Here is a 19,283-nt window from a genome sequence, read left to right as displayed (position 1 = left end):
CCCCATTATGGACGCTCCGGACAAGCCGGAGTGCCGAAATCCGCCGGTCCGTACCTTCCGTAACCCAATACTGACCGCACTGCGACCGGCCCCTCGGAGTCCCCGCGTCTCAATGCCGGAGGTCGACCAGCAGCGGCGGCACCTGCTCCCCCGTCACCGAGGTCAGCGAGATCACCGCGTGCCCGGACGGCAGCGCGTGCGCCAGGTCGGACGGCGACCAGCGGTGCCGCTCGACGTCCCGGGTGGTGACCGACTCGGTCTGTGCGGTCGTCCCGGACAGCGCCTTGCGCACCAGCCGGCCGGCCCGGCGCATCGTGCCGCCGGAGGTGTCCGGCGTATGGGTGACGGCGGTCTCCCGGACCAGGTGGGTGCCCCAGGCCTCGGAGAACAGCCGGCCGTCCCAGGGCGCGATGCCGGGGAAGGCCATCCGGTTGCCGACCGCGCCGAACAGCGGCGCGCGCAGCGCCTCCGGCAGGTCCGACAGCGTGCGCAGCAGCAGCACCACACCGGCGTTCGCGCCGCGCAGCCGCTGGATGCCGCGGATCGTCTGCGCGTCCACGGCGGCGGTGGCGTCGTCCAGCACCAGCCCGGCGAACAGCTCCCGGTCGGCCCGGTCGGCGGCGGCCTGGGTGAACTGGCCGAGCAGCAGCCGCGACAGCATCCGGGCGGCCTCGGGGTGACTGCGCTCCGGCAGCTTCACCCGCACCCGCAGCGGGTGCTCCAGGGCGCGCATCGCGAACGCCGGCTTGGCGCCCGGACTGCCGGAGAAGCCGGCGGCCAGCGCGGGGCGGTCCAACAGCGCCAGCCGGTCCGCGAGCAGCGCGCCCGGGTCGTCCACCCGGCCGTGCATCCGCTCCCGCTGCTGCAGGTCCGCCTCGAACTCCGGCCGCCGGCCCGACTTCTGCAACTGCTCCGCGAGCTCCGCCCAGCCGTCCCGGTCACCGGCCAGCAGCCCGCGCAGCTCCCGCACCCCGGGGTAGCGGCCGTACGCCGCCCGGAACGGCCCGACCACCTGCTGCATCGACGTACGGGCGCTCTCCGCCCGCGACGCCAGCTCGTCCGGCAGCAGCGCGTCGGCCAGCCGCGCCGCCGCCTCGTCCGGGTTCGGCGCGGCACCGTACAGGTCCAGGCCGTACGGGGCGGACGGGTCGCCGGGGGCGATCACCACGTCGTACCAGTCGTCCGGGCCGAGGTCCGCGTCGGCCGCCCCGACCACCACCGCGCAGGCCGCCCCCGCCAGCGCCTGCAGGCACAGCGCCTCCGCCACCGGACGGGCCAGCACCGCCGTCTTGCCGGTGCCGGCCGGGCCGACCGCGAGCAGCGAGGTGCCGAGCAGCGCCGGGTCCAGCGCGAAGCCCGCGTTGCGGTGCGTGGCCGGGTTCTTCGGCACGTCCTGCGCGGTACCCAGCCGCACCTGGCGCACCAGCAGATCGTGCCGCGCGGCCCGCCCACCGGGCAGGTCGCGCTGCTCGGACGGGTGCGCGCAGGCGGCCGCGCCGCGGCTGCCCACCTGCGCGGCGAACTCCTGCCGGCCGGCCGGGTCGGCTCCGACACTCCGCCAGGCCTGGTGCAGCCGCACGTAGTCCACGTCCCCCACCGGCTCGCTCTCCAGCCGCCGCACCACCTCCCCGGCCGGCCGCAGCTCGGCCCACACGTCCACCACGGGCGCCGCCTCGGGCTCGGGCGGGACGTCGGTGACGGTGCGGGAGAGAACCGGGGCGACCCAGCGCCGCCACACCTCGCCCCAGCGCCCCATCCGGCCGAAGACCATCAGCACCAGGATGATCACCGCCACGTTCACGGCGGCGGCGACCAGGAGGGAGACGACGAAGGAGCTGGTGTTGGTGAGGCCGAGGGTGGTCAGCAGCCCCTGGATCAGGGAGACGCCTTCGAGGTAGACGAAGAGTCCGACGGCAACGTTCAACGCCGCCCGCAGCAGCAGCGGCCCCACCGGGGTCTCGTTCTCGGTGGCGGTCCTGGGGTCGTAGGGCGTGTGGTGCTGCCGGTAGATGCCGGGCGGGGCCTGGGGGCGGGGGGCGGTGGCCCAGGTGGGGAGGTGGAAGGGGGCGCGGGGTGGCGGGAGGTGGGGGTGGGTGTATTGGGTTCGCGCGTCGTTCTGTTCCACTTCGGGGCCCTCCTACGTTGCCGGCGGTGCCCTACCCGCTCCGCCGTCCCACCCACACACCCGGGGCCAATCTAGTGGAGGGAGTGGGGGCGGGAGCCGATCTTCGGCCACTGGCCGCGCAGGACAATTCGTACAGCGCAGCAGTACCGAGTGGCGCATGCCCGCCGAACGGGGCCCGCCGTAGCCTGCGATTACCGCGCCTTGAGAACTTGGAGAACACAGATGAGCGCTGCAACGCCGCTCCCGCAGGAGCGCCGCCTGGTCACCGCGATCCCCGGCCCGAAGTCGCAGGAGCTGCAGTCTCGCAAGCTCGGCGCGGTGGCCGCGGGTGTGGGCACCACGCTGCCGGTGTACGTGTCGCGTGCCGGTGGCGGTGTGCTGGAGGACGTGGACGGCAACAGCCTGATCGACTTCGGTTCGGGCATCGCCGTCACCAACGTGGGCAACAGCGCCGCCGCTGTGGTGGAGAAGACCACCGAGCAGCTGGCCGCGTTCACCCACACCTGCTTCATGGTGACCCCGTACGAGGGTTACGTGGCGGTGGCCGAGCAGCTGAACGAGCTGACCCCGGGCGACCACGCGAAGAAGACCGCGCTGTTCAACTCCGGCTCCGAGGCCGTGGAGAACGCGGTGAAGATCGCCCGCGCCTACACCAAGCGTCAGGCGATCGTGGTGTTCGACCACGGTTACCACGGCCGCACCAACCTGACCCTGGCGCTGACGGCGAAGAACATGCCGTACAAGCAGGGCTTCGGTCCGTTCGCCCCCGAGGTCTACCGCGTGCCGGTGGCCTACCCGTACCGCTGGCTGACGGGCCCGGAGAACGCCGCGACCGAGGCCGCCAAGCAGGTCATCGACACGATCAACAAGCAGATCGGTGCCGAGAACGTCGCCGCGATCATCATCGAGCCGATCCAGGGCGAGGGCGGCTTCATCGAGCCGGCCAAGGGCTTCCTGCCGGCGATCGTGGAGTTCGCGAAGGCCAACGGCATCGTGTTCGTCGCGGACGAGATCCAGACCGGCTTCTGCCGCACCGGCCAGTGGTTCGCGTGCGAGGACGAGGGCATCGTCCCGGACCTGATCACCACCGCCAAGGGCATCGCCGGTGGTCTGCCGCTGTCGGCGCTGACCGGCCGCGCCGAGATCATGGACGCCGCGCAGACCGGTGGCCTGGGTGGCACCTACGGTGGTAACCCGGTGGCCTGTGCGGCCGCGCTGGGCGCCATCGAGACCATGAAGGAGCAGGACCTCAACGGCAAGGCGCAGCGGATCGGTGAGATCATGCTGGGCCGTCTGCGGGCGATGCAGGAGAAGTTCGAGATCATCGGTGAGGTCCGCGGCCGCGGCGCGATGATCGCCGTCGAGCTGGTGAAGCCGGGCGGCAAGGAGCCGAACGCGGAGGCCACCGCGGCCATCGCGAAGGCGTGCCACGCCGAGGGCCTGGTCGTGCTGACCGCCGGCACCTACGGCAACGTGCTGCGCTTCCTGCCGCCGCTGGTGATGCCGGAGCACCTGCTGAACGAGGGCCTGGACATCCTGGAGTCGGCCTTCGCGGGCGTCTGAGTCCCAGGTAGTACCCCCTGAGCGGCGCGGGGGCCGGACGGATGCGGATCCTGTCCGGCCCCCGCGCGTTCTGCTGTTCGACCCCTGGGTGGAGGTTGCCCCGCCGGTGGTGAAGATGCTGTGCACGAAAGCCCATCGGCCGTTGGCGCGCCCCGGCTTTGACGTACTGTCATCACAGATGGACAGCGAACCTCAACCACTGCCCACACCGTCGTCCGCCGTTGAGGCGGGCGCAAAGGACCGATCGACCGACCGTCCCGCCCACACCCCCCGGGCCGCACGGCGCGGCGATCGCCTTGGCCGCCCCGGAGCTCTCCCCCCTGCTCCGGGGCGGCCTGTTTTTGCTGTCCTGCCCATGACACTCGCGGTGCTGCTGGTGGTGATCTCCTGGCAGGTGGCGGTGGACGGCCCGCTGCTGGGGATCGATCCGGCGGTGCGGGACGCGGTTCGGCACCTCCGCCGTTCGCTGCACTCCGCGCCGCTGAACCACCTGGGTGTGGCGCTGTCCGACCTGGGCGGCGGGGTGCCGGCCGTCCCGGTGCTGCTGGGCTGTGCGGGCCTGGCGGCCTGGCTGGCCCGGCGCGGCGGCCGGCCGCGCTGGTGGACGCCGGCGCCGGTGGCCGCGCTGGCGGCGGTGCTGATCCCGCTGCTGGTGGTGCCGGCCAAGGCCTGGTTCGCCCGGCCCGGCCCGTTCGGTGCGCCGCTCGCCCAGGGCCAGTGGGGCTGGTACCCGTCGGGACACACCGCGACCTCGGCGATCGCGTACGGAACGGCGGCGCTGCTGCTGGCCCGGGTGCTGCCCTCGCGGCGGGCCCGGCAGGTCGGGTGGGCCGCTGCGGCGCTCTGCCTGGGGGTGGGTGCCGGGCTGGTGTGGAGCGACTTCCACTGGCTGCTGGACGTGATCGCCAGCTGGTGCCTCTCGGGCCTGCTGCTGCTCGCCCTGCACCGGATGCTGCCGCGCCTGCTGCCCAGGGCTCCCGCCTGACACCACGTCGGTTCGCGGTCCGGTCCGGACCATTGACGGCCCCCCGGCTCGCGCGCACGCTGCAGCGCGGCAGAGCCGAGCGGGCGGCACTCGCGCGGGGCCGGTCAGCCCTCCTCGCCGGTCAGGCGCTGGACGGTGCCGGCCTCGCCGCCCTCGCGCTGCCAGGCGACCACCAGCTCGTCGCGGGTGCCGAAGCGGACCAGGTGGCGGCCGACCACGTCCTCCAGCTGGGGCAGGTTCTCCTCGGCGCCCTCGACGGCGAGCAGCAAGGCGCCGTCCTCGGCGGCGAGTTCGGCCCGACCGGCGCCGAAGACGAGCGAGCCGCGGCCGGTCTCCTCGGACCACTCGGCGGGGACCTTGCGGCCCATGTGGGCGGCGAGCTGCTTGGCGTAGCGGCCGGGGCGGTCGGTGGTGACACGGGCGGTGGAGCGGGCCATGGCGGAACTCCTCGACGCATAGTGACTTAGGCTGACCTAAGTTACTCGATTGCTGAGCCAAGCTCAACATATTTCGGGGATGGAACCTGCCGCCCTCCGGGCGGTGACGGGCCGACCGCTACCCTGTGCCCATGACCTCCCCCGGCCCGGCCGACACCGCCGCGGAACTCGCCGACGCCCTCACCCGGGCGATGAAGCGGATCCGCCGACGGACCATGCAGCGGCTGGAGCCGTACGGCATCACCCCGGCCCAGGCCCGGGCGCTGCGCACGCTCGCCCACGCGCCCGGCTGCGAGAGCGCCGAGACCATGCGGCTGAGCGAGCTCGCCGAGCGTCTGCACATCGCGCCGCGTTCGGCGACCACCGTGGTCGACGCCCTGGAGGAGGCCGGCCTGGTCGCCCGCACCCCGGACCCGGCCGACCGCCGGGCGGTGCGCCTGGTCCTGACCGCCGCCGGGCACGGCGCGCTGGAGCGGATCTCCCAGGTCCGGCACGAGGTCGCCCAGCAGTACTTCGGCCCGGTCAGCCCTACCGAGCAGGACGCCCTGCTGCGGGCGCTGCGTCACGCCGAGGAGGCGTACGAAACCGGGCCCAGGCCGTAGCGGGCACCGCCCCCAGCCCGATCCCCGCGATCACCAGCACCGTCGCCGCCCCCGCCAGCAGGCTGAACCGCTCCCCCAGCAGCAGCGCCGCCGAGGACATCCCGAACATCGGCACCAGCAGCGAGTACGGGGCGACCACCGAGGCGTCGTAGCGGCGCAGCAGGTGGCTCCAGGCGACGAAGCCGAGCAGCGTCGAGACCAGCCCGACGTACAGCACCACGCCGCCGCCCGCCCAGCTGATGCCGCGCAGCGCGGCCCAGTCCGCGGCGGGGCCTTCGACCAGCAGGGACAGGCCGAGCAGCGGCAGCGGCGGCACCGCGGAGACCCACACCATCCAGCGCAGTGCGTCCGGCGGGGCGGCCTTGCGGGTCAGCACGTTGGCCAGTCCCCAGGCCGCGGCCGAGCCGATCAGCAGCGCGAAGGCGCCGACCGGGCCGTGCACGCCGCGGTCGACGGCGGCCAGCGCGATGCCGGCGAAGGCCAGCGCCAGGCCGGCGGTCCGCACCAGGGCGGGCCGTTCGCGCAGCAGCGCGGCGGCGAACAGCGCGGTGAACCCGGCCTGGCCCTGCAGCACCAGCGAGGACAGTCCGGCCGGCATCCCGGCGTGCATGCCGAGGAACAGCAGCCCGAACTTCACCACGCCGAGCGTCACTCCGACCCCGAGCACCCAGCGCCACGCCACCCGGGGCGGGCCGACGAAGAACACCGCGGGCAGCGCCACCACGGTGAAACGCAGCGCGCAGAACAGCAGCGGCGGGAAGTCGTGCAGGCCGACCTCGATCAGCACGAAGTTCAGGCCCCAGACGGCGGCGATCAGCACGGCCAGCGCGATGTGACGGGGCGCCATGGAGGCAGAAGCGGAGGGTGGCATGACTCCGAGGATCGCCCACGCGGAATGTTCAGCACCAGCGACAGTTTCTCAAGACCATCGTTTAGCATCGCTGCATGATGGATCTGGGACGCCTGCGCGCCCTGCACGCGGTCGCGGTGCACGGCTCGGTCGGCGGCGCCGCCGCGGCGCTCGGCTTCACCCCGTCCGCGATCTCCCAGCAGATCGCCAAACTCGAACGCGAGACCCGCACCGTCCTGTTGGAGCGCCACGGCCGGGGCATCCAACTCACGGACGCCGCACGCGGGTTGGCGGAGACCGCGCAGCGGGTGCTGGCGCTGGTCGAGCAGGCCGAGGTGACGCTGGAGGAGCAGCGCGGCCGGGCCACCGGGCGACTGCTGGTCGCCGCCTTCGCCACCGCCTCGCGCGGCCTGCTGCCCGGCGTGCTCGCCGAACTCCACGCCGACCACCCCGAGTTGGAGGTCAGGCTGCTGGAGAGCGACCCGTACCCGGCGGCCGAGCTGGTGGCCCGCGGCGAGGTGGACCTGGCGGTGGTGCAGGACTGGGTCTCCGTGCCACTGCCGGTGCAGGACGGCATCGACCGGCTCGACCTCGGCACCGACCCGGTCGATCTGCTGTTGCCCGCCGCCCACCCGCTGGCGGCCCTCGACGCCGTCCCGATGACGGAGCTGCGCGGGCAGCGCTGGACCAGCGTGCCGCCGGGCAACATCTGCCACGACTGGCTGCTGCACACCATGCGCGAGATCGGCGAGGAGCCGGACGTGCGCTACCAGGTCGGCGAGTTCGAGAGCCAGATCGCGCTGATCGCGGCCGGCCTCGGCCTCGGCCTGGTCCCCCGCCTGGGCCGCGGCCCGCTGCCGCCCGGGGTCGCTGCCCGCCCCGTCACCCCGCGGCCGTTCCGCCGGGTGTACGCCCTGTGGCGCGCGCAGACCTCGCGACGCCCGGCCGTCACCGCCGCCCTGGACGCGCTGCGCCGACACTGGGCCGCCCTGGAGCTCTGAGCCGCAGGTCAGGTCAGCCCGACCACCAGCCACATGAACCCGACGCCCAGCAGGGTGCAGACGAGGGTGGTGCGCGAGGGGTGCGGGCTGTGCGCCTCGGGCAGGATGTCGGAGGTCGCCAGGTACATCAGGAACCCGGCGAAGAACCCGAGGTACAGCCCGAGCAGATGCTCGGGGATGGTGAACAGCAGCGTGATCGCGGCGCCGGTGACGGGCGCGACGGCATCGGCGGTCAGCAGCGCGACGGCCCGCCGCCGGTTGTTCCCGTACAGCCGGGTGATCGTGTAGGTGTTGAAGCCGTCCGCGAAGTCGTGCGCGACGACGGCGACGGCGACCACCGCGCCGACCGTGGTGCCGGCCTGGAAGGCGGCGCCGATCGCGAAGCCGTCCATCATGCTGTGCAGCACCAGCGCGGACGCGGCGGCCAGCCCGACGCCCTGCTCGCGGTGCCGGTGCCCGGGCCCGTGGCCGTGTCCGTGTCCGTGGGCGTGGCTGTGTGCGGCGTACTCGCCCTCGTGGCCGCGGTGGATGGCGACGGCCCGCTCCACCACGTGGATCAGCAGGAAGCCGGTGGCGAACATCAGCAGCGCCTCGGGCACGCCGTGGAGCTTCTCGGGGGCCTGTTCCATCGCCTCGGGGAGCAGGTCGAAGGCGACCACGCCGAGCATCAGTCCGGCGGCGAAGCCGAGCACCAGGTGGCGGCGGTCGCCGGTGCGTTGCGCGACGAAGCCGCCGATCAGCGTCATCAGGAAGGCGCCCGCGGCGACCAGCACGGCGGTCAGTTTCGGCCTCCCCCGACTCGCGCCAGGGGCCGGACGGCTGCGCGGACCGCTGCCCACGGCTGCCCAGTCGTCCGGCCCGGGCCGGACGGCGCCGGGCCCTGGGCACCACTGTGCGGGCCGCTCCGCCGCCGCGCCGCCCGGCGGACCCGCCGGGGTGAGCGGCCGTCAGCCGTCCCCGGCGGCCCGGTAGACGGCGGCGAGCTGCGGGGCGCCCTGCTCGGCCCAGCTGGCGCCGAGGGCGGTGACGTCGAGCTCGAAGCCGGTGGCCAGCACCATCAGCGGGCGGCCGTCGGAGGCGAGCCGCCAGGCCGAGCCGGGGATCCGGCGGCGGATCACCGTGCCGAGGTAGAGGCCGGCGTCGATGCCCAGCCACTGGGAGACCTGCGGGTCGTCGCGCCAGCGCGGCAGCAGTTGGTCGAGCGCGGTGAGCGAGTCGACGGTGTCGTCGAGTCGCACCCCGGCGGCGTCCGCGAGTTCGCGCAGCAGGCCGCACTCGGCGTACATCCCGGCCATCGCCTGTTCGCGGGCCTCGGCGGTGTGCCGTTCTGCGTTCTCGGCCGGGTGCCGGCCGGGCCGGCGGCCGAGGTGTCCGTTCTCCACGGCCCAAGCCTGTCACCTCGAACGGCGGAACGGGAGTACGCCGGACAGGACCCGCCGGGGTTTCCGGCGGGCCGTCAGCCGGCCAGTGGCAGCGCCAGGTGGGTGAGGGCGAGTTCGCGGATTCCCTGGCCGTCGACCAGGTGGATCCGCTGGTGGCGCTCCTCGCTGGTCAGGTCCACCGCTTCGTCGGTGAACTGACCGCAGGTCATCCGCAGGCCCCGGTCGGCGCCCTCCTCGCGGACGGCCTCGGACAGGGTGGCGATCTCCTCGGCGGTGACGGGTGCGGGGCCGCGGGAGGCCCACACCACCCAGCGTCCGGGCAGCCGGCTGCCGGGCCGGCCTTCGGCGGTGGCGACCAGTCCGGCCGGGCCGCGCAGCCGCACGCTCCAGTCCTCCAGGCCGCCCGCGGTGAGCACCGCCTTGACCAGCACGGCGAATTCGCCGGGCGAGAGTTCGCCGAGCGCGGGGACCGCCGCGTCGGCGGTACCCCAGGGCACCACCGCCTCGTCCGCGTACGGGTCGGGGGTGATCACGGCGGCCAGTGCGCGCAGCCGCAGCAGCGACTCGTCGTGCTCGGCGTCCGCGTACACGCCGTCGTCGCCGAGGTGCCCGGAGTCGGGGACCAGCCGGGTGCGGGCCAGCGCGTCGCGGTCGGCGTCCACGCTGAGCAGGCAGCGCGGGGGCCGGCCGGGCAGTCGCAGCCAGCCGTTCAACACGACACCGGCCAGCACGTCGTCGGTGTCGACGGCGTCGGCGGCCTGGAGTGCGCGCAGCGCGAGGCGGGCGGCCAGCCGCAGGTAGTCCGCGCGGATGTCGGCGTCGGGGCGGTGGACCGGCTCGACGGTGCCGTCCTCGGCGAGCCGGTAGCCGGACAGCGCGGGGACGGTGTCCAGCGGCGGCAGGTCGAGGTCGAGGACGGCGGTGCGGGTGAGCGCCCGGAACACCGCGTGGCAGGGGGCCGGCAGGTCGCGGGTGGAGCCCTCGGCGGCGGCCAGGGCACGTTCCAGCAGCGATTCGACGGCGGCCGGTTCGGCCTGCCGGTAGGCGCGGCGGCACTCCTCCAGGCTGTCGTTGTACTCCTGGACGGCCCGGGCCCGGGCCTGTTCGGCCTCCTCGTGGGCCTGCCGGGCGGCGACCGCGCCGCTGTCGGCCAGGTCGGCCTGCCGGGTGCGCCACTCGCGCAGCGCGCGCTGGTGGCGCAGCCGGGCCTGGGCGAGTTCGCGCTGGTAGCCGGAGTCGAGCAGGCGGCGCGAACGGGGCTGGTCGGGGTCGGTGTCGGCGGGCTCCGGCGGGGCGAAGTCGGCCCAGGCGGGCTCGGGTTCGGCGTCCGGCGCGGCCTCCGGGTACGGCTTGGGGCGGTAACTGCGCAGCTGGCTCTCGAAGTCCATCGCGGAAACCGGCTGGGCGGCCCGGCGCAGCAGGTCGGCGAGGCGCTCGTGGTCGGCCTGCACGGCGAGGGTGCGGTGGTGGGTGAGCGCGGCGGCCCGGCCGTGCGCGGCGACCGGGTCGGCTGCCTCACCCGGCGCGGGAACGGCGCCCGGCGCGGGAACGGCGCCCGGCGCGGGGACGGCGGCGGGTTCGGGGACGGCGGCGGGTTCCGGTGCCGCTGCGACGACGGGACGGGGTGCGGGGACGGCGGGCACGGGCGGCTCGTCCTCGTCGGCGCCGAGTTCGCGGAACAGCGAGGCGAGGAACCCGGGCTGGAGCACCGAGGCGGTGCCGTCGGCGCGGCCCTCGGATGGATGCTGCATCGGCGGTCGTTCCCCCTGCTCGTCCGGCGCACGTCGGAGGGCCGCCGTCGGCGGGGCCCGATCAGCATTGTCCCCCGTCCGGCGCTCCGGGTCAGCCAACCTTTGGGGTTTGGCTGACCGTTGACGCGGGATCAGCCGCCCGCACCCGCTCCGGACGGGGGCGAAGCGGGGTCGGCCCCCGGGAAGCCGGATCGGGCGCGGCGCGTCAGCGGCGGGTCGGGCGGGTCGGGCGGGTCAGTTGGTGCGGGTGTTGGTCAGGTGCAGTCCGATGTAGCCGACGTAGATCCGGCCACTGCCGGAACAGTCGTCCAGGTAGTGCACCCGGGGTGCGGTGCCACCGCCGCCGATCCGCAGGTGGGCGCCCATGAAGGCGCGGCAGGAGGAGTCGACGACGGGGGGGACCGGCAGCATCCGCTGGCGCTTCCACTTGCCGTGGCTGGCGACGGTCCGGGACTCGCCGCGCACCGCCTTGCGCGGCGGGAAGCGGTGGCAGCCGGGCGGGGTGTGCTCGCACCACTGCTTGAAGTCGCCGCCGGCCTCGCCGCGCACGGCGGCGTCCGCGTACTCCTGGAGCGCGGTCAGGCCGTCCCAGGTGAGCCGGGCCCAGCCGGGGCCGTCGGCCTGGCCGTCCAGGGCGAGGGTCTCCTTGCTGTCGCCGGTGAACTCCAGCAACGGGAACTCGCCGAAACGGTCGACCAGTTCGCCGAAGCTGACCGGGTCGGTGCCGCACCGGGGGCGGCGCGGTGGGCGGGGCTGCTCGACCCGCAGGCGGCAGCGTTCCAGCCGGACCGCCGGGTGGGCGGGGCGCTCGGGGGCCTTGCGCGCCTCGGGCGGCAGCCACAGCTGCGGTACCGCGTCCAGCGGGGCGGGGAGCGCGAGTTCGGCGGCCACCCGGCGCGGCTCGCGGGCCAGCAGGGCGGCGGCGCGGCGCAGGTTCTCGTCGATCCGCTGGCGCGGCAGGACGGGGTGCCGGGCGGCGTCGGCGCGGGACGCCGGGTCGACCTCGGGCAGGAAGGTGCGGACGGCGCCGCCGTACACCTTGTGGTACTCCAGGGCCAGGTTGAACCGCGGCAGCGCGGTGTGCCCGAGCACGTACATCGAGGCCAGGCCCGGGAGTTGACGCAGCAGCGGGCCGAGCACCTGTTCCTGCCACTGCTCGACCGGCACGGCGGGCGGCACGCTGGCCACCACGGTCGGCAACTGCCGTTCCGGGTCGCACAGTTCATCGATCAGGTCGTCCAGGTCGGCCGGCCCGAGCAGCCGCGGGGCGACCGCCAGCGGCACCGGGCCCTCGGTGGCGTCCAGCAGCGGCAGCAGCCGGCGGACGAGCTCCGGGACGGGGACCCGGCCGTGACCGGCCAACGCGGGCCCGGCGGACAGGTGTTCGGCCTCGACGCGCAGCCGGGTCGGGCCGTCGGCGTCCTCGGCGGCGAGAGTGAAGGTCAGTTGGTCGGTACCGTGCGGAGCGGGGGTGCGCAGCCTGCGGCGGCTGTAGCGGGCTTCGGGGCCGCGACCGGGCAGCGGTCCGCCGTCGCGGTCCAGCAGCACCCGGTCGCCGAGCCGTAGTCGCTCCGGCGGGGCCCCGTGGTCGCGGGGCGGGGGCTCGTCGTGGCCTTCCGCCTTCAGCCAGGCGGCGAGCAGGTGGTCGACGAGGGCGATCGTGTCGTGGTGCGGGCGGGGTGTCGCGGCCGTCAGCCGATAGGGCGGCTGGGCGTGGTCGGTGGGCATACGCGGAACCTCCCGAGGTACGGTGCTGCGGTCTGCGAGTCCTCCTTCCGATGCCGTGCCGGACCGTGGTGTCCTGTCTAGGAGACGAAGTGACCCGGAGCGGAAGTTCCTTCTTCCGTCCCGTTTCCTTCGTTCGAGTGTCATCGGACGGCAACCGGAACTCCGCCCGCGCCGCCTCTGCTACCTGCCCGCCCGCGGTTGCCGCGGTCTTCTCGACGGCCGTACCGGGCCTGGAAATTGGCCGAAAACCGCCCGCGGTTCGAGCCCCCGCCGTGCGCCCTGACCGCGCAGGCCGCTCGGACCTCTCAGATCTCTCGGACCCCTCAGACCCTCCGGTCTCTCAGACCTCGACCTCGACGAAGGTCCGCCCGGCGGACTGCGCGCTCGCCGAACCGCCGGTCGCCTCGGCCAGCCAGGTGTGGAACTCCGTCACCTCCGGCTCGGGGACGCCGACTTCGATCCGCACCCCGTCCGCCAGGTACTCCAGCCCCGCCACCGTGTATCCGGCCGCCCGCAGGTCGTTCTCCAGCCGCCCGGCCCGGGTGTGGTCCGCGGCCACCGACAGCAGCGCGACCGGCCGCCGCTCCAGCAGCCCGATCTCGTCCAGCGCCTCCGACACCGCCGACCCGTACGCCCGGACCAGGCCGCCCGCGCCCAGCTTGATCCCGCCGAAGTACCGGGTCACCACCGCGACGGTGTCGGTCACCCCGCGCCGCCGCAGCACCTCCAGCATCGGCACCCCCGCCGTCCCGGCCGGCTCCCCGTCGTCACTGGAGCGCTCGCGCGGCTGCTCCTCCCCCACCACGAACGCCGTGCAGTTGTGCCGGGCGTCCCAGTACTGCTTGCGGATCGCCGCGATGAACGCCTGCGCCGCATCCTCGTCCGCGACCCGGGCCAGGTGGCAGATGAACCGGGACTTCTTGATCTCCAACTCGTGGCTGCCATCGCCCCGGACGGTCAGGTACGGCTTCGGGCTCGGCTCGGCCATGACGCTGGTGTTCTCCGCTGTCGCTCTCCACCCGGCGCCGCCTCGAACAGCGACCACCGGTCTCGCCGTCCAGCCTAGGGCCTGTCCGGATCACGCGGGGCCGTGCCTGCTCGGCGGCCCGCCAGGGCGTGCAGGGCGACGCGGTCCAGGCCGGTGCGGGCGGTGATCTCGGCGGGGTCGAGGGCGCCGCAGTCCAGACCGCGCAGCAGCTGGCCGCTGAGGGCGCGGGCGGTGGCGGGTTCGTCCAGCACCGCGCCGCCGGACTTGGCGAGGTACCCGGCGAGCCGGGCACACGCCGCGTCCAGGCCCTCCCGGTGGAAGGCGTACACGGCGGCGTAGCGGGTGGGCAGTTGGGCGGGGTGCAGGTCCCAGCCCTGGTAGTAGGCGCGGGTCAGCGCTCGGCGGACCAGGCCGTGGTGCAGCCGCCAGGCGGCGTGCACCTGCTCGGCGGGGCCGGTGGGGAGCACGTTGGTGGAACCGTCGGAGAGCCGGACGCCGGTGCCGGCCGCGGCGACCTGCATGACGGCCTTGGCGTGGTCGGCGACCGGGTGGTCCGGGCTCTGCTGCGCCGCGCCGACTCCGCAGGCGGCGCTGTAGTCGAAGGTGCCGTAGTGCAGCCCGGTGGCCCGGCCCTCGGCGACCTCGATCAGCAGGGCGACGGTGGCCCGGCCGTCCGGGCCGAGAATGGCCTGGGTGGTCTCGATCTGGATCTCGAACCCGAGCCGCCCGGCGGGCAGCCCCGCCCGCCGTTCGAAATCCGCCAACAGCCGCGCCAGCGCGGTGACCTGCGCGGCGTGGCTGACCTTCGGCAGGGTGAGCTGCAGGCCGTCGGGCAGCCCGCCCTCGGCCAGCAGGGTGCCGAGGAACACCTCCAGGGTGCGGATGCCGCGGGCCCGGACGGCGGCCTCCAGGCACTTGGCCCGGATGCCGATGTACGGCGGTGCGCTGCCGTCGGCCACCGTCGCGGCCACCAGTTTCGCCGCCCGCACCGCCGCGGCGTCCTCCTCGGCGTCGGGGCGCGGCCCGTAGCCGTCCTCGAAGTCGATCCGCAGGTCCTCGATCGGCTCGCGCGCCAGCTTGGCCCGCACCCGGGCGTGCACCTCCGCGAGCAGCGCGTCGTCGGCCACGCCGAGTGCCCGCGCCAGCCGGGCGGGCGTCCCGGCGTGCCGGTCGAACACGTCGAGCGCCTGCGCACCCCACTCGCGGACGGTGTGCGCCCCGTACGCGTCGGCCGGCACGTACATGGTGTGGACGGGCTGCCGGCCGGGCCGCTCGCCCGGGTAGCGGTGCGTCAGTTCGGCGTCCACCGGCGCCAGTAGCGCCTCCACGTCGGCCCGGGCGGCGTCCGAGAACGAGACGGGCCGGGCGGGTCCGGCCTGAGCGGGCTGCGGCATCCGGGGCTCCTTCACTCACCGCACGGCTCAACGAAACGGTCCGGCGAAGGTAGTGCGGCCCCGTAGAGGCGTCAATGGCCACCTGCCGGGAGAACCGGCGGGTGGCCATGGCATGAGGTGCGGTGCGGCGACGAGTTGGGACGGCGCCGGCACCGCACGGATTACTCCCGGCCCGACTCCATGTACCGCTCCTGGAGCTGGTCCCAGATCTTCGCGACATCCTTCACCGCCACGCCCCCGTCCGGGCGCGAACCCGGGACGCCGCGCTGCGACAGGTATTCGGCGAAGCGGCGCTCGTCGGGGTGGCGCTGGTTCTCCTCCATGTAGCCGACCAGCGCGGCGAAGCACTCGTCCGCGTCCAGCGGCTCCGCCCCGCCTGCGAACGGACGGCGCGCCGGAACCTCCGCGCCCGCACCCTCGTCGAAGGGCAGCGTCTCCGCCTCCATCATCGCGTCCAGCCGCAGCGGTCGGACGCCCAGCCGGATCGGCTCGGCCTCCTGGTCCTGCGCCGGCTGACGGCCGCTCGGGTCCACCGGAACCGGCTGCGGCTGCTGCGGCGCCTGCGCGGACTGCGGCCCGTACGGCCCCTGCGGACGGACCGGGCCGCGCCCGTTCGCCGCCACCCGCTCCTGCTCCGCCCCGGTCGGACGGTAGCCCTCGTCGTAGCCGGACCGCTCTGGGTAGCCCTGCTCGTCGTAACCCTGGTCCGCGTAGTCCTGCTCCGGGTAGTCCTGCTCCGGGTACCCGTCGGCCGGCTGGTAACCCGACTGCGGACGCCCCTGCTCCACCGCGTCCTGCGGACGCGGGGCCTTGAACCACGGCGACGCCTGGCCCGGCACCCGCGCCGTGTGCACCTGGTCGGGCTCCGCCAGGTGCGAGCGCACCGGACGGGCCGTCCACACGTTCAGCTCCGCGGACCGGTCCACCACCGGCGCGGCCTGCGCCGCCTCCGGGTCCTGCTGGTCCCGCAGCCGCACCGCGGCCAGCTTCGCCAGCGTCGGCACCGCGACCGCCGCCGACACCGGCGGCACCGCCGACTGCGAGGACGCCTGCTGCGGCTGAGGCTTCGGCTGCGCGGCAGCAGGCGCGGCAGCAGGCGCGGGCGCGGGCGCGGGCGCGGGCGCGGCAGCAGCCTGGCCCTGGTCCGGCGCCGCCGCACCGATCGCCGCCGGCTGACCCTGCGTCACCTGACCGGCAGCCGGCACCGAACGGTCCGCCTGCACCGTCTCCTCGGCCTCGACCGCCGCGCCGCCGTGCACCTGGAGCGGGCCGTCGATCCGGTCCAGGATCGTCGGGTCCAGCGGCACACCGTACTTCGCCAGCTTCAACGGCAGCAGCGCCTGGAACGGCGCCGACCGCCGCCAGCCCCGCCCGTACCGGAACCGCAGCTGCGCGCGGTACACCAGCCGGTTCTGCTCCAGCCGCACCGTCTCGTCGTACGAGCGCAGCTCCCACAGCTTCATCCGCCGCCACAGCCGGAACGTCGGCACCGGCGACAGCACCCAGCGCATCAGCCGCACCGACTCCATGTGCCGGTCCGCGGTGATCGCCGCGATCCGCCCCACCGCGTGCCGGGACGCCTCGACCACCACCACGAACAGCACCGGGATCACCGCGTGCATCGCCATGCCCAGCGCGTCGCCCCAGGACGCCGCCGCGTTGAACGCGATGGTCGCCGCCGTCAGCAGCCACGCCGTCTGCCGCAGCAGCGGGAACGGGATCCGCAGCCAGGTCAGCACCAGGTCCAGCGAGAGCAGCACCACGATGCCCGCGTCGACGCCTATCGGGAACGCGTAGGCGAAGGCACCGAAGCCCTTGTCGATCGCCAAGTCCCGCACCGAGTTGTACGACCCCGCGAAACCGATGCCCGAGATCACACACGCGCCGACGGCCACCACGCCCAGCAGAGCACGGTGTGCGCGGGTAAGGGAAGGACGTGCCATTCGAATGATCAACCCCTGGGACTCGGCAGCTGCCGTAGGACCTGTAGCCGCCGAGTACACGTCCCCGCCCCGGGGCGCACGACCGCGGGACAACGCGGTACTGATGCGCCGTTGACAGACTCGGCCCACCGGATACTACTCGCACGGCCGTTCGCCCCTGCCGTCAGGCCGGACCGGCACCACTCCTCCACTGGTCCACACCATCGCGCACACCACTCCGCCGGATGCGCTACCCGGCGGCCGACCGCTCCGCCGCACCATTCAGGTACGCCAGCACGGCCAGCACCCGGCGGTTGCCGTCCTCCGTCGGTACCAGCTCCAACTTCCCGAAGATGTTGGCGATGTGCTTGGCCACCGCGCCGTCACTGATCGTCAGCCGCGCACCGATCGCCGAGTTCGAACAGCCCTCCGCCATCAGCCCCAGCACCTCCCGCTCGCGCGGCGACAGCCGCTGCAACGGCTCCGAACCCGCGTTGTGCTGCAACAGCCGACCGATCACGTCCGGGTCCATCGCCGTTCCACCGGCCGCCACCCGACGCACCGCGTCCACGAACTGGTCCGCGTTGAACACCCGGTCCTTCAGCAGATAGCCCACCCCGCCGGTGCCGTCCGCCAGCAACTCCCGCGCGTACAACTGCTGGACGTGCTGCGACAGCACCAGCACCGGCAGCCCCGGTATCTCCCGACGCGCCGCCAAGGCCGCCTGCAGCCCCTCGTCCGTCAGCGTCGGCGGCAGCCGGACGTCCACCACCGCGACGTCCGGCCGCTCCGACAACAGCGCGGCCAGCAGATCGGGCCCGGTCTCCACAGCGGCCGCAATGGTGAACCCGTGGACCTCCAACAGCCGTGTCAGGCCTTGGCGAAGGAGGTAGAGATCCTCGGCGAGGACAACGCGCACGGCAGCTCCATCGTGATGGTGGTCGGCCCGCCCGCAGGACTGTCGAGCGAGATCACTCCGTCGAACGTACCCAACCGCTTCTCGATCCCCCGCAATCCACCGCCCGTCTCCATCCGCGCACCCCCGTGCCCGTCGTCCGTCACCACCACCCGCAGCCGGCCCGCCCGGTGCAGCACATCCACCCACACCTGCCGGGCCCGCGCGTGCTTCGCCGCATTCGCCAGCAGCTCACTGACACTGAAGTACACCGCCGTCTCCAACGACGCCTCCGGACGCCCCGACAGACTCACCGTCACCTCCGTCGGCACCACCGCCGTCAGCGCCAACTCCCGTACCGCATCGGGCAGTCCACGCTCCGCCAGCACCGGCGGATGAATGCCCCGGACCAGATCCCGCAGCTCCTGCAACGCCTTCGCCGAGGACTCCCGCGCCTCCGCCAGCAATTCCCGGGCCGCCGTCTGATCGCTCGTCATCAGGTGCTCGATCGTCCCCAGCGTCAGCCCGATCGCCACCAGCCGCGCCTGCGCCCCGTCGTGCAGATCCCGCTCGATCCGCCGCAACTCCGCCGCCTGGGCGTCCACCGCATCGGCCCGGGTCTCCGTCAAATGAGCCACCCGCTCGGTCAGTTGGGCCCGGCTCTGCTGCGGCCCGCCGCCCAGCACCCGGCACGCCAACTCGTTGTGCATCCGCACCGCCCACGGCATCGCGAGCAGGCCGGCCGCCGCGATGACGCCGCCGATGAGCGCGGAGAACAGCAGGTTCACCGTGTGGTTGTTGAGCCCGAAGAAGTGCCGCGAGTCGACCGTAGCCGAGGCCATGAACACCAGCCCGCCCCACACCAGCACCATCGGCACACCCAGCAGCACCACGACCCCCACCGGGTTCGCCAGCAGCCACAGCCCCTCCCGCTGCACCTGTCGATCCCGCACCGCCCACTGCACGAGCTGCACCAGCCGCGCCACCTCCAGCCTCCGGTGGTACGACACCCCCGTCCACCAGAACCCGCGCGCGTCCTGCTCCAACGCCTCCCGCGGCGAATACGCCACCCGCCAGGCCTCCCCCGACGACCGCTCCACCCGCTGCCGCGTCCACCCCGCACCGTGCCGCACGAACCAGTACAGCGCCGACGCCCCCACCACGATCGCACTGGGCGCGGCCACGAACGGCGCCAACGGCCCGCCGTCGAACAGCTGCACCGCAGCCAATGCCGTGAACACAGCCGCCAACACCGGGACCACCGGCCCTGCGACGGCCGCCGCCGCCATCACCAGGCCCTGCCCGAAGGCCCGCGCCCCCGCACCCGCCCGCTCCACCGCAACGGACCTGACGGCCCCACCGTCGAACCATGCTGTCGTCGCCAAGGCCTACTCCCCGAGAGTTGATCGCCGTCCCCAAGAACGCTCTCAGTCTCTCTCCGACCCCCAGGCCGGCACATTGGCCCAGCCACCCATCTTTCGGGTGGACCTAACACCACCCTGCCGGCTGGTGCCCGGTACCCGAAAATGCGAAAAAGCCCCCCGCCGTGAGGCGGGGGGCTTTCCCTGAATAATTGTTCGGCGGCGTCCTACTCTCCCACAGGGTCCCCCCTGCAGTACCATCGGCGCTGTGAGGCTTAGCTTCCGGGTTCGGAATGTAA

16 protein-coding genes and 1 rRNA gene are annotated in these 19,283 nt (G+C 74.0%); 4 read left to right on the top strand and 13 right to left on the bottom strand.

What is annotated here, in order from left to right:
* Positions 1-109: 109 nt before the first annotated feature.
* Positions 110-2,125 carry an ATP-binding protein gene (locus ACFV18_RS29530; protein ID WP_380488297.1) on the bottom strand — a complete coding sequence of 672 codons (2,016 nt, stop codon included), beginning with the start codon at positions 2,123-2,125 and terminating at the stop codon, positions 110-112.
* Positions 2,126-2,347: 222 nt separating this feature from the next.
* Between ACFV18_RS29530 and gabT the strand changes: the two genes are divergently transcribed.
* Both gabT and ACFV18_RS29520 read left to right on the top strand, forming a co-directional pair.
* Entirely contained in the window at positions 2,348-3,688 is a 1,341-nt protein-coding gene (gene gabT, locus ACFV18_RS29525) for a 4-aminobutyrate--2-oxoglutarate transaminase (protein ID WP_380488296.1), read from the top strand.
* A 355-nt stretch (positions 3,689-4,043) separates the two neighbouring features.
* Positions 4,044-4,673, top strand: a complete 630-nt coding sequence (locus ACFV18_RS29520) for a phosphatase PAP2 family protein (RefSeq protein WP_380488295.1) — start codon at positions 4,044-4,046, stop codon at positions 4,671-4,673.
* Between the two features lie 104 nt (positions 4,674-4,777).
* Here ACFV18_RS29520 and ACFV18_RS29515 read toward each other — a convergent pair whose 3' ends face one another.
* Entirely contained in the window at positions 4,778-5,110 is a 333-nt protein-coding gene (locus ACFV18_RS29515; protein ID WP_380488294.1) for a DUF2218 domain-containing protein, read from the bottom strand.
* A 131-nt stretch (positions 5,111-5,241) separates the two neighbouring features.
* On the opposite strand from ACFV18_RS29515, the gene ACFV18_RS29510 reads away from it, so the two are divergent.
* Complete coding sequence (locus ACFV18_RS29510; RefSeq protein WP_380488293.1) at positions 5,242-5,712, top strand: MarR family winged helix-turn-helix transcriptional regulator; 471 nt, start codon at positions 5,242-5,244, stop codon at positions 5,710-5,712.
* Here ACFV18_RS29510 and ACFV18_RS29505 read toward each other — a convergent pair.
* A complete protein-coding gene (locus tag ACFV18_RS29505; RefSeq protein ID WP_380488292.1) occupies positions 5,639-6,559 on the bottom strand; it encodes an EamA family transporter in 921 nt (306 codons plus the stop codon). The two genes, ACFV18_RS29510 and ACFV18_RS29505, sit on opposite strands and share 74 nt — an antisense overlap.
* A gap of 98 nt (positions 6,560-6,657) precedes the next feature.
* On the opposite strand from ACFV18_RS29505, the gene ACFV18_RS29500 reads away from it, so the two are divergent.
* The gene (locus ACFV18_RS29500) at positions 6,658-7,563 is read left to right on the top strand and encodes a LysR family transcriptional regulator (protein WP_380488291.1); all 906 of its coding nucleotides are present in this window, start codon (positions 6,658-6,660) and stop codon (positions 7,561-7,563) included.
* Positions 7,564-7,571: 8 nt separating this feature from the next.
* Here the strand turns inward: ACFV18_RS29500 and ACFV18_RS29495 are convergent, their stop codons facing one another.
* The 10 genes from ACFV18_RS29495 to rrf form a co-directional block, all read right to left on the bottom strand.
* A complete protein-coding gene (locus ACFV18_RS29495; RefSeq protein WP_380488335.1) occupies positions 7,572-8,309 on the bottom strand; it encodes a ZIP family metal transporter in 738 nt (245 codons plus the stop codon).
* Between the two features lie 201 nt (positions 8,310-8,510).
* Positions 8,511-8,945 carry a DUF6278 family protein gene (locus ACFV18_RS29490; RefSeq protein WP_380488290.1) on the bottom strand — a complete coding sequence of 145 codons (435 nt, stop codon included), beginning with the start codon at positions 8,943-8,945 and terminating at the stop codon, positions 8,511-8,513.
* A 74-nt stretch (positions 8,946-9,019) separates the two neighbouring features.
* A complete protein-coding gene (locus tag ACFV18_RS29485; protein WP_380488289.1) occupies positions 9,020-10,696 on the bottom strand; it encodes a restriction endonuclease in 1,677 nt (558 codons plus the stop codon).
* Positions 10,697-10,930: 234 nt separating this feature from the next.
* Positions 10,931-12,424: a hypothetical protein gene (locus ACFV18_RS29480; RefSeq protein WP_380488288.1), complete on the bottom strand. Its 1,494-nt coding sequence runs from the start codon at positions 12,422-12,424 to the stop codon at positions 10,931-10,933.
* 340 nt (positions 12,425-12,764) lie between these two features.
* On the bottom strand, positions 12,765-13,412 hold the full coding sequence (locus ACFV18_RS29475) for a YigZ family protein (protein WP_380488287.1): 648 nt from the start codon (positions 13,410-13,412) through the stop codon (positions 12,765-12,767).
* A 74-nt stretch (positions 13,413-13,486) separates the two neighbouring features.
* On the bottom strand, positions 13,487-14,806 hold the full coding sequence (locus ACFV18_RS29470; protein WP_380488286.1) for a DUF6986 family protein: 1,320 nt from the start codon (positions 14,804-14,806) through the stop codon (positions 13,487-13,489).
* A 161-nt stretch (positions 14,807-14,967) separates the two neighbouring features.
* Positions 14,968-16,749 carry a DUF2637 domain-containing protein gene (locus tag ACFV18_RS29465; protein ID WP_380488285.1) on the bottom strand — a complete coding sequence of 594 codons (1,782 nt, stop codon included), beginning with the start codon at positions 16,747-16,749 and terminating at the stop codon, positions 14,968-14,970.
* 229 nt (positions 16,750-16,978) lie between these two features.
* On the bottom strand, positions 16,979-17,647 hold the full coding sequence (locus tag ACFV18_RS29460) for a response regulator (RefSeq protein ID WP_380488284.1): 669 nt from the start codon (positions 17,645-17,647) through the stop codon (positions 16,979-16,981).
* Positions 17,599-19,008, bottom strand: coding sequence for a sensor histidine kinase (locus ACFV18_RS29455; protein ID WP_380488283.1), 1,410 nt, complete (start codon positions 19,006-19,008; stop codon positions 17,599-17,601). Before ACFV18_RS29455 ends, ACFV18_RS29460 begins: the two co-directional genes overlap by 49 nt.
* A gap of 190 nt (positions 19,009-19,198) precedes the next feature.
* A 5S ribosomal RNA gene (rrf, locus tag ACFV18_RS29450) occupies positions 19,199-19,283 on the bottom strand; the annotation flags it as partial.

It is taken from the genome of Kitasatospora sp. NPDC059673 (genome assembly GCF_042734215.1).
Lineage (GTDB): Bacteria > Actinomycetota > Actinomycetes > Streptomycetales > Streptomycetaceae > Kitasatospora.
The sequence above is the reverse complement of the archived record's forward strand: the minus strand, read 5'-3'. Positions and strand labels throughout refer to the sequence as shown.